The organism is Nonomuraea monospora (assembly GCF_039531895.1).
Taxonomy (GTDB): domain Bacteria; phylum Actinomycetota; class Actinomycetes; order Streptosporangiales; family Streptosporangiaceae; genus Nonomuraea; species Nonomuraea monospora.
In genome coordinates this window covers 179,852-196,467 of record NZ_BAAAQX010000017.1, presented here as the reverse complement: position 1 = coordinate 196,467, position 16,616 = coordinate 179,852, and the positions used below count along the sequence as shown (strand labels likewise).

15 protein-coding genes are annotated in these 16,616 nt (G+C 71.7%); 5 read left to right on the top strand and 10 right to left on the bottom strand.

The annotated features are described in order from the left end of the window. Positions 1 to 6: 6 nt before the first annotated feature. A complete protein-coding gene (locus tag ABD331_RS30635) occupies positions 7 to 1,086 on the bottom strand; it encodes an alpha/beta fold hydrolase (RefSeq protein ID WP_344482007.1) in 1,080 nt (359 codons plus the stop codon). Between the two features lie 249 nt (positions 1,087 to 1,335). Further along, positions 1,336 to 2,625 carry an ROK family protein gene (locus tag ABD331_RS30630; protein ID WP_344482005.1) on the bottom strand — a complete coding sequence of 430 codons (1,290 nt, stop codon included), beginning with the start codon at positions 2,623 to 2,625 and terminating at the stop codon, positions 1,336 to 1,338. A gap of 694 nt (positions 2,626 to 3,319) precedes the next feature. On the opposite strand from ABD331_RS30630, the gene ABD331_RS30625 reads away from it, so the two are divergent. After that, on the top strand, positions 3,320 to 4,171 hold the full coding sequence (locus ABD331_RS30625) for a bifunctional methylenetetrahydrofolate dehydrogenase/methenyltetrahydrofolate cyclohydrolase (protein ID WP_344482002.1): 852 nt from the start codon (positions 3,320 to 3,322) through the stop codon (positions 4,169 to 4,171). A 268-nt stretch (positions 4,172 to 4,439) separates the two neighbouring features. Here ABD331_RS30625 and ABD331_RS30620 read toward each other — a convergent pair whose 3' ends face one another. Genes ABD331_RS30620 through ABD331_RS30600 form a run of 5 tightly spaced genes read right to left on the bottom strand, consistent with a single transcriptional unit; the run spans position 4,440 to position 9,246 of the window. Continuing rightward, entirely contained in the window at positions 4,440 to 6,017 is a 1,578-nt protein-coding gene (locus ABD331_RS30620) for a thiamine pyrophosphate-dependent enzyme (RefSeq protein ID WP_344481999.1), read from the bottom strand. Beyond that, positions 6,014 to 6,784, bottom strand: coding sequence for an ABC transporter ATP-binding protein (locus ABD331_RS30615; protein ID WP_344481997.1), 771 nt, complete (start codon positions 6,782 to 6,784; stop codon positions 6,014 to 6,016). The genes ABD331_RS30620 and ABD331_RS30615 overlap by 4 nt, the downstream gene beginning before the upstream one ends. After that, positions 6,777 to 7,526 carry an ABC transporter permease gene (locus ABD331_RS30610; protein ID WP_344481995.1) on the bottom strand — a complete coding sequence of 250 codons (750 nt, stop codon included), beginning with the start codon at positions 7,524 to 7,526 and terminating at the stop codon, positions 6,777 to 6,779. The genes ABD331_RS30615 and ABD331_RS30610 overlap by 8 nt, the downstream gene beginning before the upstream one ends. Beyond that, positions 7,523 to 8,311 carry an ABC transporter permease gene (locus ABD331_RS30605; protein WP_344481993.1) on the bottom strand — a complete coding sequence of 263 codons (789 nt, stop codon included), beginning with the start codon at positions 8,309 to 8,311 and terminating at the stop codon, positions 7,523 to 7,525. Before ABD331_RS30605 ends, ABD331_RS30610 begins: the two co-directional genes overlap by 4 nt. Beyond that, the gene (locus ABD331_RS30600; RefSeq protein ID WP_344481990.1) at positions 8,308 to 9,246 is read right to left on the bottom strand and encodes an ABC transporter substrate-binding protein; all 939 of its coding nucleotides are present in this window, start codon (positions 9,244 to 9,246) and stop codon (positions 8,308 to 8,310) included. Before ABD331_RS30600 ends, ABD331_RS30605 begins: the two co-directional genes overlap by 4 nt. A gap of 103 nt (positions 9,247 to 9,349) precedes the next feature. Between ABD331_RS30600 and ABD331_RS30595 the strand changes: the two genes are divergently transcribed. Then, on the top strand, positions 9,350 to 10,120 hold the full coding sequence (locus tag ABD331_RS30595) for an IclR family transcriptional regulator domain-containing protein (protein WP_344481988.1): 771 nt from the start codon (positions 9,350 to 9,352) through the stop codon (positions 10,118 to 10,120). 69 nt (positions 10,121 to 10,189) lie between these two features. On the opposite strand, the gene ABD331_RS30590 is transcribed toward ABD331_RS30595, so the two are convergent. Both ABD331_RS30590 and ABD331_RS30585 read right to left on the bottom strand, forming a co-directional pair. Beyond that, positions 10,190 to 11,050 (bottom strand): MurR/RpiR family transcriptional regulator, encoded by an 861-nt coding sequence (locus tag ABD331_RS30590; protein WP_344481986.1) that lies wholly within the window; start codon positions 11,048 to 11,050, stop codon positions 10,190 to 10,192. Further along, positions 11,047 to 12,477, bottom strand: coding sequence for a glycoside hydrolase family 3 protein (locus tag ABD331_RS30585; RefSeq protein ID WP_344481983.1), 1,431 nt, complete (start codon positions 12,475 to 12,477; stop codon positions 11,047 to 11,049). The genes ABD331_RS30590 and ABD331_RS30585 overlap by 4 nt, the downstream gene beginning before the upstream one ends. Before the next feature lie 87 nt (positions 12,478 to 12,564). On the opposite strand from ABD331_RS30585, the gene ABD331_RS30580 reads away from it, so the two are divergent. Beyond that, a complete protein-coding gene (locus ABD331_RS30580) occupies positions 12,565 to 14,097 on the top strand; it encodes a glycoside hydrolase family 10-like protein (RefSeq protein ID WP_344481979.1) in 1,533 nt (510 codons plus the stop codon). A gap of 218 nt (positions 14,098 to 14,315) precedes the next feature. Here the strand turns inward: ABD331_RS30580 and ABD331_RS30575 are convergent, their stop codons facing one another. Next, entirely contained in the window at positions 14,316 to 14,963 is a 648-nt protein-coding gene (locus ABD331_RS30575) for an FHA domain-containing protein (protein ID WP_344481976.1), read from the bottom strand. 181 nt (positions 14,964 to 15,144) lie between these two features. Here ABD331_RS30575 and ABD331_RS30570 point away from each other — a divergent pair, with 181 nt between their 5' ends. Both ABD331_RS30570 and ABD331_RS30565 read left to right on the top strand, forming a co-directional pair. After that, a complete protein-coding gene (locus ABD331_RS30570; RefSeq protein WP_344481973.1) occupies positions 15,145 to 16,266 on the top strand; it encodes a citrate/2-methylcitrate synthase in 1,122 nt (373 codons plus the stop codon). Continuing rightward, positions 16,263 to 16,565 carry a DUF3017 domain-containing protein gene (locus tag ABD331_RS30565; RefSeq protein WP_344481970.1) on the top strand — a complete coding sequence of 101 codons (303 nt, stop codon included), beginning with the start codon at positions 16,263 to 16,265 and terminating at the stop codon, positions 16,563 to 16,565. The genes ABD331_RS30570 and ABD331_RS30565 overlap by 4 nt, the downstream gene beginning before the upstream one ends. The last annotated feature ends 51 nt before the right edge of the window (positions 16,566 to 16,616 follow it).

Genomic DNA, 16,616 nt, shown 5'->3' with positions numbered 1-16,616 from the left:
CGGAGTTCACCTATGGCGCTCGACGCGATCCTGCAGGCGTTCGTCACCCTGAACGGCTTGGCCACCAGCCCCTTCGTGCTTCTGGTCCTCGCCTTCATCGGCGCCTACCTCGGCAGCCGCGTCGTAGAGGTCATCCCCTACACCCGTCGCATCATCGAGCGCCGCGAGGCCCAGGCCGCCGCCGCCGCTGCCGAGCGCGACTAAGGATCCCCTCTGCCCGAGGAACTCCACCAGATGACGCAGCGTCTCCCCGGGCGCTTCCTCCGGCAGGAAGTGCCCGGCCTGGATCGCCGCGCCGCGGACGTCCTCGGCCCACTCCCGCCAGACGTCGAGCGGGCGATACCACTGCCCGACCGCGCCTGACGCGCTCCACAACACCAGCGTCGGACACCGGATGCGCCGACGTCCACGGTCGGCCTCGTCATCGGCCACGTCCAGTGTGGCCGCGGCGCGATACTCCTCGCAGATCGCATGGACGGTCTCCGGATCGGCGAAGGCCGCCACGTACGCGGCCCGCACCCCTTCAGGAAACGCCCCCGGCACCTCCGACCAGGCGTCGAGCATGTGATCGACCAGCACGCGCGGCGCGGCCCCGATCAGCCGCTCGGGGACGGGCTCCGGAGCAGCCAGGAACGACCACACCCAGAAACCCAGGCTGAACTCGGCGTCCGCACGGGCGTAGGCCTCACCGGTCGGCACGACGTCCAGCACCGCCAGGCGGCTGATCGCGTCCGGACGGTCGAGCGCCATCCGGTACGCGCACCGGGCGCCCCTGTCGTGCCCGACCACCGCGAACCGCTCGAACCCCAGCGCCGCCATCACCTCCACCTGGTCGGCGGCGATCGCCCGCATCCGGTACGGCCCGTGGTCCGGCGCGCTGGGCGGCTTCCCGCTCGCACCGTAACCACGCAGGTCGGTCGCCACCACGGTGAACCGCTCGGCGAGCGCCGGCGCCACGCGGTGCCACATCAGGTGGGTCTCGGGGATGCCGTGCAGCAACAGCACCGCGGGCCCCGATCCGCCGCGGACGCCGTGGATCGTCGTCTGCGTGGTCGGGAGGTCGAACGCCTCGAAACCGTCGAACATGGGCCGCCGCTCCCTCAGGGTGTCGAACCGTCGTCGAACATCGGCTGTCACCCCGTCAGGGTGTCGAAACCGTCGAACATCGGCTGCCACTCCCTCAGGGTGTCGATGCCGTCGAACATGAGCCGCCACTCCCTCAGGGCGTCGGAACCCGCCGCCACTCCCTCAGGGCGTCGGAACCCGCCGCCACTCCCTCAGGGCGTCGGAACCCGCCGCCACTCCCTCAGGGCGTCGGAACCCGCCGCCGCTCCCTCAGGGCGTCGTGATCGACGGGTGCTGTCGCCACGCCAGTTGAGCGGCGCCCGCCAGGCTGGCCCGCACGCCCAGCGAACTCTGCCTGACCTCCACGCTCCGTACGAACGGCAGCCCCGTCACGTCGTCCAGGGCGTGCCGCAGCGGCTCGAAGAGCACCTCACCGGCGGCCGACACACCGCCACCGATGACCACCGCCGTCAGCTCCACGGCCGCCGCGGTGGACGCGATCATGCCGGCGAGAGCCCTGGCGCTGCGCTGGAAGGCCGCCACCGCGATGGGATCTCCGGCGGCGGCGTCCTGAGCCAGCGTCCGCGCATCGGCCTGCGCGGGCGGCCAGGCCTCGGCTCGGGTCAGCGCCTGGGCATGGGCTGGGGGCGGCGTCCGCGCATCGGCCTGGGCCAGCGCCTGGGCATCGGCCTGGGCCAGCGCCTGGGCATCGGCCTGGGCCAGCGTTCGCGCATCGGCCTGAGCCAGCGCCTGGGAGTCGGCCTGGGTCAGCCCCTGGGCATCGGCCTGGGTCAGCCCCTGGGCATCGGCCTGAGCAGGCGCTTGGGCATCGGCCTGGGCTGGCATCCGGGCATGGGCCTGGGCCTGTGTCCGGGCATCGCCCTTTCCCTGGGGATCGCCCTTCCCCTGTGGATCGGGTGGGGCCTGCCCCTGTGGCGACGTCGGTGGGGTGGAGCCGTTGGCGCGGGAGGCGGCGCCCGGTGACCAGTTGTTCTCCAGGGCCCAGCGCGCCATGTTGGGGCCGCTGGAGTAGCGTTCGACGCAGCCCCGGCCACCGCACTCACAACGCTCTCCATAAGGGTCGATGCTCATGTGGCCGACATGTCCGGCATTCCCGGTTGGGCCGAGGAGCGGGACGCCGTCCAGTACCAGCCCGCCGCCGATGCCCGTCGACACGACGACGCCCAGCAACGACGAGCAGCCGCGGCCCGCGCCCAGCCAGTGCTCGCCCAGGGCGAAGCACTGCGCGTCGCCCGCCAGCACGGTGGGCAGCATGGTCAGCTTCCGCACCTCCTCGCGCAGCGGGAAGCCCCGCCAGCTCGGCATGTTCACCGGGCTCACAGTGCCCGAGGCGAGGTCCACGGGGCCCGCGCAGCCGATGCCGACGGCCACGGGTGGCGGGCCGCCGTCCATGACCTCCGTGACGAGGGCCGCCAGGGCGGACATGACCTCATCCCGAGGCGTCGGACGGGTCGCGGAACGCAGGATCGAACCGGCCTCGTCCACCAGTGCGGCGGCGAGCTTGGTTCCTCCGATGTCTATGGCAAGTACGCAGGTCATCAGTGTTTGTGGTGGTTGTCGGGCTGGCGGGGGTCGCCAGGGTGCTCCAGTCCGGGCATCAGTCTTACTCTCTTGGCGCGCAGGTCGTCGAGCCACCGCGCGAACGCTTTCCGGCGGGCGGCCCGTAGGAGGTCGTGGTCTGGGGGGTGAGGCTCGCGGTCGTGGGTCGGGTCGGTCGGCTCGGGGGTGTGGGGCGGGTCGGTTCGGGGTCGTGGGTCGGCTCGGGGGTGTGGGGCGGGTCGGTTCGGGGTCGCGGGTCGGGTCGGTCAGCTGGCGGTCGTGGGTTTCGGTCGGCTCGCGGTTCTGTGCTCGGCCGGTTGGTTCTCGGCGGAGGAACGGTGATCTCGCCTGCCAGGCGTGTACGCCCGCGCCGCGCAGCTCCAGCGACGACGTGTGAGCACCCTGGGCGACGGTGACGCGCAGCACCTGGCGCGGCTCGTCGGGCGTGCCTGCGAACAGGTCGGTCGAGTCTGCGGACAACAGGCGGAAAGGCAAGGGGACCTCCTCCCGTGCACTTGTTGCTGGCGCCCGTAACACTAAGCCCTTGGAAGATCAATGACAACGATGTCAGTGCGGGGCTGTGGATAACTCGGGCCGACTGCCTGGAGCCTGTGGATAACCCGGTGAGGGTGGGTGGGGCGGCGTGCGCGTGGTCCGGTGCGGAGACACGGGACGGGCATGGAAGGATTGCGGCATGAGCGCAGTGAAACTCGATGGCAAGGCGACCGCCGCCAAGATCAAGGCAGACCTCAAGAACCGGGTGGCAGCGCTCAAGGAACGCGGCGTCACCCCCGGCCTGGGCACCGTGCTCGTGGGCGACGACCCCGGCAGCCAGATCTACGTCGCGGGCAAGCACCGCGACTGCGCTGAGGTGGGCATCGCCTCCATCCGCGTCGACCTGCCCGCCACGGCCGGCCAGGCCGACGTCGAGGCGGCCATCGACGAGCTCAACGCCTCCCCCGCGTGCACGGGTTACATCGTCCAGCTCCCGCTGCCCAAGCACCTCGACACGATGGCGCTGCTGGAGCGCATCGACCCCGCCAAGGACGCCGACGGCCTGCACCCCGTCAACCTCGGCCGGCTCGTGCACATGGTCGACGCCCCGCTGCCCTGCACGCCGCACGGCATCGTGCTGCTGCTGCAGGAGTACGGCGTGCCGATCAAGGGCGCCGAGGTCGCCGTGGTCGGGCGCGGCATCACCGTGGGCCGGTCGCTCGGCCTGCTGCTGACCCGCCGCAGCGAGAACGCGACCGTCACCCTCTGCCACACCGGCACCCAGGACCTGGCCGCCCACGTGCGGCGGGCTGACATCGTGGTGGCCGCGGCCGGGGTGCCGGAGCTGATCAAGAAGGACATGGTCAAGCCGGGGGCCGCCGTGCTCGACGTCGGGGTCTCCCGGGTGGCCGGGAAGATCGCGGGGGACGTGGCGCTGGACGTGGAGGACGTCGCGGGGTACCTCACGCCCAACCCGGGCGGGGTCGGGCCGATGACCCGGGCGCTGCTGCTGTCCAACGTGGTGGAGGCCGCCGAGCGCCGGCTCCGGTGACAGCCGCCTCCGACATTTGACGGAGGCCGGGGGCGCCGCGTCGCTCCAGGATGGTCCTCAAGCGCTCTGCCTGCACGAATGCGGGCGGGGCTCGGGCTTGAGCAGGTGTCCATGGAGCTGGACGGGCTGGTCGCCGTCGTCATCGGCGGCGCCTGCGGGCTCGGTGCCGCCATCGTGGTCCGGCTGGCGTCCCGTGGGGTGAGGGTCGTTCACGGGACGCCAGCACGACCGCACGGATGGCGAGACACGTTCGCGGACAGCTCATGGGCTACGGATCCACGCCCACCGCCACGTCGAGCAGCAGGGGTGTCTCGCGGGTGGCGAGCGAGGGCAGGACCTCGTCGAGGGTCGCCGTCAGGTCGGCGTACGTCTCGACGCGCTGCGCGGGGCAGCCGAGCGACCTGGACATGGCGCCCAGGTCCACCTCGGTGAACGGCGGCCACGGGCCCTTGCCGCCGCCGTGCTTGTCGGCCAGCCGGTCCAGGACCGCGTACCGGCCGTTGGAGAGCACCACGAACAGCACGCCCACCCGGTAGTGGGCGGCGCTCCACAGGCCCTGCACGCCGTACAGGGTGGAGCCGTCGCCCAGCACCGCGACGACGGGCCGGTCGGGCAGCGCCATGCGCAGGCCGACGGCGGCGGGCACGCCGAACCCGAGCCCGCCCATGGCCGCCGAGATGAAGCCGAACGACGTCCTGGCGGGCACGATCGCGTGCAGGTCGGGCCGCGCGGAAGGCGCCTCCTCGACGAGCACGACGTCGTGCGGGAGGCGTCCGGCCAGCTCGTGCAGCACGTCCACGTGCCGCAGCGGCCCGCCCACGTAGGGCTCGCGCCCGGACGCGCGGGAGAAGGCGCCGCCGCGCGCGGGGGTGGGCAGCAGCTCGGCCAGGCGGGCGCAGACGGACTCGGGCGCGGCGAGGTAGGCCAGGTCGGCAGGGCTGCGGTGCGCCACCGCGGGGTCGTCCGTCACGAGCGCGATCGCCGTGCCCGGCTCGACCAGCGGCCCGGGCTCGTAGGAGTACTGCCGGAACACCGGCGCCCCGACCGCCAGCACCACGTCGTGGGGCCGCAGCCGCTCCCGCAGCCGGATCCGGTCGTCGGGCAGCACCCCCGCGTACTGCGGATGGTCCTGCGGGAACCCGGCCCGCCCGCCGAACGACTCCTGGTACACCGGGCAGCCCAGCCGCTCGGCCAGCGCCACGAGCGCGGACCACCCGGCCCCCACCCCTGAGCCCGCCACGAGCGCGGGCCTGCGCGCCCCGGTCAGCAGCTCCACCAGGGGCGCGAGGTCGGCGTCCGCCACGGCGACGGGGCGCAGCAGCCGCGCGGGCGCCGCCACGGTCTCGTCGTCGAAGGGCGCCTGCCAGTCGTCCATCGGCACCACGACCAGCGCGGGCCCCCTGGACGTGGTCGCCTCGTGGAAGGCCCGCAGCACCGCGCCCGGCACGTCCTGCGCCCGCACCGGCTGGTCGACGCGCACCGGGTAGTCGCCGGCCAGCCTGTCGAGCCGCCCGGCCAGGAACGGCTCCAGCGCCAGGTGCCGCCGGTCCTGCTGGCCGACGATGATCACCAGCGGCACCCGGTTCTCCCTGGCGGTGGTGATGGCGTTGACGGCGTTGCCCAGCCCGGCCGCGCTGTGCAGCAGGGCGAGCGCGGGCCTCTCGCGGCCGAGCGCCCACCCGATCGCCAGGCCGACCACAGAGCCTTCGTGCAGGGCCAGCACGAACCGCAGGTCGTCGGGCAGCCCGGCCAGCAGCGGCACCTCGGTCGAGCCGGGGTTGGCGAAGACGGTGGTCAGCTCGTAGCGCCGGAAGATGTCGAAGACGGCGTCCCTGACGGTTCTCATGGTGCCCTTCTGGCTCGCTGGATCTGCCGGTAGAGGTGCCCGCGCAGCTCACCGAAGCGGGGCAGTGACCGCGTCGTGAGCTGGTCGCGCTCGGCGGGCAGGTCGATCTTGACGTCCTCCAGCACCGTGGTCGGCGACGAGGACAGCACCACGACCCGGCGGCCCAGGTAGACGGCCTCGTCGATGTCGTGGGTGACGAACAGCGTGGTGATCTCCAGGTCGCGCCACAGCCGCAGGATCAGGTCCTCCAGGTCCGCTCTGGTCTGGGCGTCCACGGCGGCGAACGGCTCGTCCATCAGCAGCACCTGCGGCTCGTACGCGACCGCGCGGGCGATCGCCACCCGCTGCTGCATCCCGCCGGAGAGCTGCCAGGGATGCGCGCCGGCCGCGTCGGCGAGCCCGACCGCTTGCAGGGAGTCCGCCACCAGGCTCCGCCGCCTGCTCGCCGGCAGCCGTTTCTCCTTCAGCGGCAGCTCCACGTTCTGGCGGACGGTCATCCAGGGGAACAGGCTGCGGCCGTACTCCTGGAAGACCACGGCCATGGACGGCGGCGGGCCGGTCACGCGCCTGCCGTCCACCCGCACCTCCCCGCCGGTGGCCGGCAGCAGCCCGGCCACGCAGCGCAGCAGCGTGGTCTTGCCGCAGCCCGACGGGCCGACGACGCAGACCAGCTCGCCGGCGCGCACGCTCAGCGTGATCGAGCCGATGGCCTCCACCCGGCGGCCGGGGCTCTGGTACACCTTGCGCAGGTCGTGGATCTCAAGCACGGGCGGCTCCACTGCCGTAGTACCAGGCCAGCACCCACCGCTCCACGCGGCGGAAGAGCAGCGACAGGCCGAGCCCGAGCAGCCCGAGCAGGAGGATCCCGCTCCACATCTCGGCGATCTGGAACTGCCGCTGGAACAGCACGATCGTGAAGCCCAGGCCGCTGGAGCTGGCGAACATCTCGCTGATGACCATGAGGATGATCCCGATGGACAGCGCCTGCCGCAGCCCCGTCATGATCTGCGGGCTCGCGCCCGGCAACACGAACCGCCGCATCCTGGACGTGCCCCTGATGCCGTACATGCGGCACGTGTCGGACAGCACCTCGTCCAGCGCCCGCACGCCCTCCACGGTGTTGAGCAGGATCGGCCACACGCAGCCCGACACGATGACCAGCACCTTCATCGGGGTGTCGATGCCGGCCAGCAGCATGATCAGCGGCACCAGCACGGGCGGCGGGACGGCCCTGAAGAACTCCAGCACCGGCTCCAGCGTGGCGCGCAGCCGCCGCGACAGCCCGATCGGGACGCCCAGCCCCACGCCGAGCAGCGCGGCCAGCACGTAGCCCGCGAGCAGCCGCCCGACGCTGGGCAGCACGTCGTCCGCGATCCGTTCGGAGAACCAGGTCTCGGCGAACGCCCGGCCCACGGCGGACGGGCTCGGCAGGTAGAAGGAGCTGCCGCTGACCGCCCACCACAGCAGCACCAGCAACCCGGGAAGGGCCAGCAAGCGGACGACCCTCACGCCGCCACCTCCGAGCGCACGGCCGGATGCCAGGCCAGCACCCTGCGCTCCAGCAGCCGCACGGCCGCGTTCACCGCGATGCCGACCAGCCCGGCCACCACGATCAGGGCGTACACGGACGGCACAGCGCCGCTGCTCTGCGCCACCTGGATCTCGGCGCCCAGCCCCGGGCTGCCGATGACCAGCTCCGCCGTCACCGCCAGGATGAACGCCACCGCCGCCGCCAGCCGCAACCCGGTCATCACGTACGGCAGCGCGGTCGGCCACACCACGTGCCTGACCCGCGACCAGGCCGACAGCCCGTACGACCTGGCGGTGTCGAAGGCCACCTGGTCGACGGCCGCCACGCCGTACAGGACCTGGATGAGCACCTGCCAGAACGAGGCGTAGACGACCAGCATCAGCGTCGAGCCGAGCGAGGGCCCGTACAGCAGCGTGGCCAGCGGCACCAGCGCGACCGACGGGATGGGGCGCAGGAACTCGACGGTCGAGTTCGTCAGCGCCCGCAGCCCCGGCGTGATCCCGATGACCACCCCGATCACGACCGCCGCGCAGAACGCCAGCGCCAGCCCGATCGCCCAGCCGCGCATGGTCTCGCCCAGCGCGAGCCACAGCCCGGCCGTGCCGAGCTGCCCGGCCAGCGTGGCCAGGATCTCGGACGCGGGCGGCAGGAACCGCCGGTCCACCAGGCCGAGCCGGGGCACGGCCTCCATCAGGAGCAGCAGGCCGCCGAGCCCGGCGGCGCCGTACCCGAGCCTGGGCAGCAGGCCGTCGCGACGGGTCACGGCACCAGCGCCGACACGTCGACCTTCTCCTTGAGCACCCCGTCCGCCGCCGCCAGGTCGGCGATGGTCTGCACGGACTCCTTGTTCACCGCGACGGGCCACTTCGGCAGCACGATCTGCGCGATCACCTCAGGCGCGATCTTGGTGTACGTCTTCAGCGCCTCGCGCACCTCGTCCGGGTGCGCGTCGGCGTACTCCAGCGACTTGGTCATCGCCGCCGTGAACCGCTTGGTCAGGTCGGCGTCGGTCTTGCCGGTGGTGAAGTACATGGCCACGGTCAGGTCGGGGGCGGCGTCCACGAAGTTCCACGCGACGGGGCGGGCGCCCTGGCTCCTGGCCTGGCTGACGAACGGCTCGACGACCCAGATGGCGTCCACCCGGCCGCTCTGCAGCGCGGCGGGCGCGTCGGGGAAGGGCAGTTCGACGAACTCGATGCCGGTCGGGTCGCCGCCGGCGTTGCGCACGGAGGCGCGCACGGTGGTGTCGCCGATGTTCTTGAGCTGGTTGACGGAGATCTTCTTGCCCGCCAGGTCCTTGGCCGTCTTGATCGGGCTGTCGGGCTTGACCAGCACGGCGCTGAAGTCCTTGCCCTGCTCCCCGGTGGAGGAGACGCCGTTGGTGACGACCTTCACGTCCAGCCCCTGCTGCGTCGCCGTCAGGAGCGAGGTGGTGTTGGCGAAGGCGAACTGGAACTGCCCGCTCACCGCGCCGGAGATGGCCGCCGCGCCGCCCTGGACGGGGGTGATGGCGAGGTCGATGTTCTGCTCGGCGAAGTAGCCCTTGGCCTTGCCGAGGTGGATGGGCGCGGTGTCGACGATGGCGATCACACCGGCGTTGACCCTGGTCGGGCCCGCGCCCTGGGTGGGCGTGGCGGGCGGGGCGCCGCCGCAGGCGGTCACGGATAAGGCGGCGAGGATCACGAGAGCGCGACGCACGGCTTGGCTCCTAGTTGTTCGCGATGCGCACAGGTATTCTCTGTTCGAACAACCCCGTATCGCGGAAGCTACGCCTTTGTCGGCTCCTGTCAAGGGGATCACCATGGTCGATCATGTGCAGTCGCTGGCCCGCGGGCTCGCGGTGATCCGGGCGTTCAGCGCCGCCGAGCCAGAGCTCACGCTCAGCCAGGTGGCCCGCGCGACCGGGCTCAGCAGAGCGGCGGCCCGACGGTTCCTCATCACGCTGACCGACCTCGGATACGTGCGCGCCGACGGGCGGCTGTTCGCCCTGACGCCGCGGGTGCTGGAGCTGGGCTACGCCTACCTGTCCAGCCTGTCGCTGCCGGAGGTGGCCGACCCGCACCTCGAACGGCTGGCCGCCGAGGTGCGCGAGTCGGCCTCGGTGGCGGTGCTCGACGGGGAGGACGTGGTGTACGTGGCGCGGGTGGCCACGGCGCGGATCATGCGCGTGAGCATCAGCATCGGCACCCGGTTCCCGGCCTACTGCACGTCGATGGGGCGGGTGCTGCTGGCGGCGCTGCCTGCGGAGGCGCTGGAGTCGTACCTGTCGCGGGCCTGCCTGCGGCGGCTCACCTCCCGCACGATCATGCTGCCCGCCGCGTTACGGGCGGAGCTGGACGAGGTGCGGGAGCGCGGGTGGGCGATGGTGGACCAGGAGCTGGAGGAGGGGCTGCGCTCCATCGCCGCCCCGATCAGGGACCGGACGGGGCGGACGGTGGCGGCGGTCAACGTCTCGACGCACGCCACCCGGACGAGCCTGCAGGCGGCCGAACGCGACCTGCTGCCGCCGCTGCTCGCCACGGCGGCCCGGATCGAGGCCGACCTCGCGTCCCTGTCCTCCGCCCGCGCCTGATCACCGCCCACCCGCCCTCTTCACTCAAGGACCTGTACCTCAGATCGCGGCCACCTCGGGGTGGGCCGGTCAGCGGGCACGATAGCGGTCCGTGGCCAGCCGGGTCGCCCGGATGGCGGCGTCGGCCGTGTCGTAGCGCCGCTGCGCGAGCCCTACGAAGATGCAGTCCACGATCAGCAACTGGCTGATCCGGCTGGCCAGCGCCCCCGGCCGGAACGCCGTCTCCCGCCCCGCCGACACCAGCGTGTGGTCCGCCAGCTCGGCCAGCGACGAGCGCGGGTTGTTCGTGATGCCCACGACCATCGCCCCCGCCTCGGCCGCCGTCCGGGCGGGCACCAGCACGTCGGGCGTCTCCCCTGTGCAACTGATCGCGACGGCCACGTCCCCCGTCCTCAGCAGCGCCGCGCTGGTCAGCGCGAGGTGGGCGTCGCTGAACGGGTGGCTCGACAGCCCGATCCGCAGCAGTTTCTGCGACATGTCGGCCGCCACCAGCCCCGAGGCCGCCACGCCGTACACGTCCACCCGCCGCGCCTCGGAGATCGCGGCCACGACCTCGCCGAGCTGGTCGGGGTCGAGCTGGGCGGCGGTGTCGGCGAGCGCCTCCGACTCGGCCCGCGCCACCTTGGCGATCACGTCCGTCAGCGGGTCGTCGGGGCCGAGGTCGCCGGGCACCAGCCGCTCGGGCTCCTTGGCCACGGCCGCGGCCAGCGCGAAGCGGAGCTGCGAGTAGCCGGTGAAGCCCAGCGCCCGCGCCGTGCGCACGATCGTCGCCTCGCTCGTCCCCGACACGGCGCTGAACTCGGTGATCGTGCTGCGCACGACCAGCCCGGGGTCGTCCAGGATGAGGCGGGCGATCGACTGGGCCGCCGGGGTGAGCGAGGGCAGCACGGCGCGTACGGCCGCGACCGGGTTCGCCGGTTCGGCGCTCATGCGACCAGCCATTCGGCGGCGGCCTGCGCGGAGACCCGGGAGATGCCGTGCGTGGCGACGTGCGTGGCGCCCGGCGGAGGGGCCGGGACGCCGGTGTCCACGATGATCGCGTCGGGCCGGACGGCCAGCGCCTTGGCCACGGTGTCGCGGACCCAGGGGTGCCGGGCGGCGTCGTGCACCACCAGCACGACCGGCCGCTCGTCGAAGCCGGGCAGCTCGCCGTCGGGGCTCAGCCGGACGCTGCCGGTGTTCGGCAGCAGGGCGGCCAGCGCGGCGGTGACGCCGGTCTGCGTGGCGGGGTCCACGGCCTGGTTGAGCCGGGTGTTGATCTCGACGACCAGCGGCGCCCGGTCGAGCCCGGCGGTCCCGGACGTGGTCAGCGCCCTGCGGGCGGCCCGCAGACCGACGCCCTCGTCGAGGTCGTCGTGCGCTTCGGCCCTGGCGCGGGACTGCCCGTCGTACCAGCCGGACAGCGCGCTCACCCGCTCGGCGGCCTCGGCCAGCCGCTCCTCGGGCAGCCTGCCGTCGCGGACGGCGGCCACCAGCGCGTCGCGCAGCTCGCGCAGCCCGTCCTCGGTGGTCAGGCCGACGCAGATGGCGTCCACGCCGGCGGCGATCGCGCGCACCGCGATCTCGCCGGGGCCGAACATGGCGGCCACCGCCCGCATCTCGATCGCGTCGGTGACGAGCATCCCGTCGAACCCGAGCTCGCCCCTCAGGAGTTCGGTCAGGACGGTACGGCTGAGCGTCGCCGGCATCGACGGATCGAGCGCGGGCACGAGCAGGTGGCCGGACATGATCGAGCGCACCCCGGCGTCGATCGCGGCCTGGAACGGCGGCAGGTCGCGCTCGGCGAGCACCTCGCGCGAGGCGTGCACGGTGGGCAGCGCCAGGTGGGAGTCGGTGACGGTGTCGCCGTGGCCGGGGAAGTGCTTGGCGCAGGCCGCCACGCCCGCGCCCTGCACGCCGCGCAGGTAGGCGACGGTGTGGCGGGCGACCAGCTCCGGTTCCGGGCCGAACGAGCGCACGCCGATGACCGGGTTGGCGGGGTTGGCATTCACGTCGGCGGAGGGCGCGTAGTCGAGCGTGATGTCGAGATCTGCGAGCATCCTGCCGATCTGGCGGCCCACCTGCTCGGTGAGTGTCACGTCGTCCACGACGCCCAGGGCCCGGTTGCCGGGGAAGGAGCTGCCGGCCATGACCTCCAGCCGGGTGACGGTGCCGCCCTCCTCGTCGATGGCGATCACGGTGCCGGGGTGCTCGGCGCGCAGTTCCCGTACGAGCCGGGCGTTGACGACGTTGCGCGCGAACAGCACGACGCCGCCGAGACCCTCTCCCAGCGCGCGGCGCAGCCAGTCGGGGGCGGAGGTCCCCTCGAACCCCGGATGCAGCACCGTCATCGCCAGTCTGCACAGGTCACGGCTCATCGGCATTTTCCTTCACGGTTGTTGATCTGAAGGTAATTTTCTGTCATCGTCGGCCTCGACACAACCACTTCCGAGAGGCCACCCCCCATGCCCAGCAGAAGGACTCTCCTGAAGGGTCTCGCCCTCGCCGCCGCCGCTTCCGCCGTCCCGCTGCCCGCCTTCGCAGAAGCCGGCTACGTGCCGCCGTTACGGCAGATGCGGGGCATGTGGATCGCTTCCGTGGTCAACATCAACTGGCCGTCCAAGCCCGGGCTGAGCGCCGACGAGCAGAAGGCCGAGTACCTCGCCTGGCTGGACGTGGCCGTCCAGAGGAAGCTCAACTCGGTGTTCGTGCAGATCAGGCCGACCGCCGACGCGTTCTGGCCGTCACCGTACGAGCCGTGGTCGCAGTACTTGACCGGCACCCAGGGGCAGGACCCCGGCTACGACCCGCTCGGGTTCGCCGTGGAGGAGACGCACAAGCGCGGCCTGGCCTTCCACGCCTGGTTCAACCCGTACCGCGTCTCGATGCAGGCCGACCCGGCCAAGCTGCACCCCGACCACCCCGGCCGTCAGCACCCCGACTGGATCCTGCCGTTCGGCGGCAAGCTCTACTACAACCCCGGCATGCCCGAGGTCCGCAAGTTCTGCCAGGACGCCATGATGGACGCGGTCACCCGCTACGACATCGACGGCCTGCACTTCGACGACTACTTCTACCCGACCAACACCACGGCCTTCGACGACGCCGAGGAGTTCGCCAAGTACGGCGCAGGCTTCCCCGACCTGGCCTCCTGGCGGCGCAACAACGTCGACCTCATGGTGCAGGAGATGCAGCAGCGCGTGCTGGCCGCCAAGCCGGAGATCGCCTGGGGCATCAGCCCGTCCGGCATCTGGCGCAACAAGGCCACCGACCCGCTCGGCTCGGAGACCAACGGCGGCCAGTCCTACGACAATCTGCACGCCGACACCCGCGGCTGGGTCAAGAAGGGCTGGCTCGACTACATCGCGCCGCAGCTCTACTGGTACATCGGGCAGCCGCCGGCCGACTACTCCAAGCTCGTGCCCTGGTGGTCGGACGTGGCGAGCGGCACGAACACGCTGCTGTGGATCGGGCAGGCCGCGTACAAGGCGGGCGACCCCGCGCAGGCCGCCGAGTGGCAGGTGCCGGGCGAGCTGTCCAGGCATCTCACGCTCAACCGCGAGCACCCCGAGATCGGCGGCGACATCTGGTACAACGCCAACGACGTCAAGGTGGACAGGATCGGCTCCGTCTCCACCGCCGTCAACGACCACTACCAGCGGCCCGCGCTCGCGCCCGTGCTGCCCAGGCTGGCCGGCGGTGAGCCGCCGAGGCGGCCGGTGCTGGCCTACGCCAAGCGCCGCTCCGGCGGGGTCGAGGTGCGGGCGGTGGCCACAGGCAGGGACGAGCCGTTCCTGTTCGCCATCTACCGCTTCGACCGGCACGCCAGCTCCGCGAGCGCCTTCGCCGACGCGCGCAACCTCGTCGCGATCGTGCCAGGTGACCGGCAGATCCGCTGGACCGACCCCGACGGCCAGCGTGGCGACCACTACTACGCCGTGGCGGTGGACCGGGCCAACCGGACCAGCAAGCCGAGCAACGGGTTCCGGGCGATCTGAGGGATGCTGCCCGGATCGAACTGAGTTGAAGTGAGGGCGTGCTACGCCTGCGCGCGTCGCCGGCCGTTTTCCTGACCGGCGACGAGCCCGGCGTACACGCCCTTTCGGACGGTCACCGCTGCTCGAATCCGTGCCGTTTCACCGGCATGGTGGGGGCTCGGGGTCCGGCGCTGCCGGAACCCCTCGCCGTAGCCCCGGTCGCGAACTCAGAATCCCTGTCAGGACGCCCTGCGCCCGGCCGCCGAAGGCTGCTCGGCCGAGTTGCCCGACGACCGCTGTGGCGGGACCACAGGGGTCGGGCGCACCAGACCGAGCGCCACGACCTCGTTGGCCAGCCGGGTGCGCCGGTTGGTGCCCTCCGGGATCCTGAACTTCTGGTAGAGCCGCAGCAGATGCTGCTTCACCGCGGCCTCCGTCACGACCAGGTCGTCGGCGATCTCGCGAGCGGTCGCCGGAGCGACGAACGCCTCGTCCGACAGCGCCGGCCTGCAGAGCGAGGTCAGCACATCGACCTCGCGCCTGGTCAGCTCGGGCGCCGCCGCCCTGCGCAGCTCGACCTCGGGGGTGAAGTCCTCTCGGGGGACTCCACCGATGCGACCCCGTGCCGCGCCAAAGGAGACGACGTCGCCGTCGTCAAGAACCCTCCGGGCGATCGGCCTGCCGTTCACCCGCGTGCCGTTCCTGGACAAGCCCAGGTCCACCACGTACAGGTAGGGTCCTCGTCTGACGAACTCGGCATGGAGTCGAGACACGCTGGGGTCGGTGAGCCGGATGTCTACACCCCGGCCCCTTCCGACCGTCGTGATCTCGGGGCGCAACGGGACCACCTCGCCAGTGTCCTCGATGCGTATGAACGGCCCCTCCACGGCAGTTCCTCCCCAGGTAGCCCGCCGTAACTATTACTACAGCTCCGGCTTACCCAACCGAGGGGATGCGGAATCTCCTTTGCCGAAAGGAGAATCCGTCGTGAAATTGGTCTGGACCTTTGCGGTCGGTTTTGCCTGCTCACGGGTAGACTTCGGGCGAAGATAAGCGGAGGAAACACTCATGGCGGACAAGCCCACGAAAGGTCTGGCCGATGTCGTCGCGGCGTCCACAGCGCTGAGTGACATCGACGGAAAGGCCGGTCGCCTCTTCTACCGTGGATACGACATCCACGACCTGGCCGGCCGCGCGACGTTCGAGGAGACCGCACACCTGCTCCAGCGTGGCAAGCTGCCCACCCGCTCCGACCTCGACGCCTACGGCGCCGAGCTGGCGCGGGGCCGGGAGCTGGGCGCCCTGGTGTCCGCGAACATCGCCGAAATCGCCGAGAAACAGAAACCCATGGAGGCGCTGCGCTCGCTGGTGTCCCTGTCCGGCGCCGACGACCCCGACAAGGACTCCATCGCGCCCGACGCCAACCTGCGCAAGGCGGCCCGGCTGGTCGCCCAGCAGCCGCTGCTCGTCGCCCGCTACCACGCGGCACGCAACGGCACCGACGTGCCGGAGCCCGACCCGTCGCTGAGCATCGCCGCGAACTTCCTGCTCCAGGTCACCGGCCGCACCCCGGGCCCGCGCGAGGTCGAGATCTTCGACGAGTGCCTGGTCCTGCACGCCGACCACACCATGAACGCCTCCACCTTCGCCGCCCGCGTCTGCGCCGCGACCCTGTCGGACATGCACTCCGCCATCGTCGCCGCCATCGGCACCCTCAAGGGCCCGCTGCACGGCGGGGCGAACGAGCAGGTCATGAAGACCCTGGAGTCGCTGTCGCCGGGAGGCGTGGCCCAGGCCGTACGCGACAAGCTCGCCGCCGGCGAGAAGATCATGGGCTTCGGTCACCGCGTCTACAAGACCGAGGACCCGCGCGCCACGCATTTGCGTAGGATGTCGGCGGAGCTGGGCGAATCCAGCGGTGACGACACGTACTACCGGATGTCCAAGGAAATGGAGGAAGTCGTCTTCGAGACCAAGGGTCTCTACCCCAACGTCGACTTCTACGCCGCCTCGGTCTACCACTACCTGGGCATCCCGACCGATCTGTTCACGCCGGTCTTCTCCATCAGCCGCATGGCCGGCTGGACCGCTCACGTGATCGAGCAGCACGCCGACAACAGGCTGATCCGCCCCGACAGTGAGTACATCGGTGAGACCGACCAGAAATGGAAGCCGATAGAAGAACGTTGAGCCACGGGACTGAGAAGCGCGAGAGCTGGGGGCCGTACCCGCTGATCCTGGCGGGTGCGGCCGTCGGCATGCTCGTGGTCTTCGTCGTGAACCCGCGCTGGGGCGGGTTCGTGCTGGGCGCCGTCATCATGGTCGCCGCCGCGCTGCGCTTCGCCGGGTACGGCGGGCAGCTCGCCCTGAGGAGCAAGAAGGTCGACGTCATCACGCTGTCCGTCTTCGGCTTCGTGCTGGTCCTGACCTCGCTCCTGCTTTACAACAACGAGCTGAAGGCGCTCATCCTGTCCCTTTTCGCACCGTGACCTGGCGGTCCGATAGCCTCAACGCATCCATTCATTGAAGGGGAACCATTC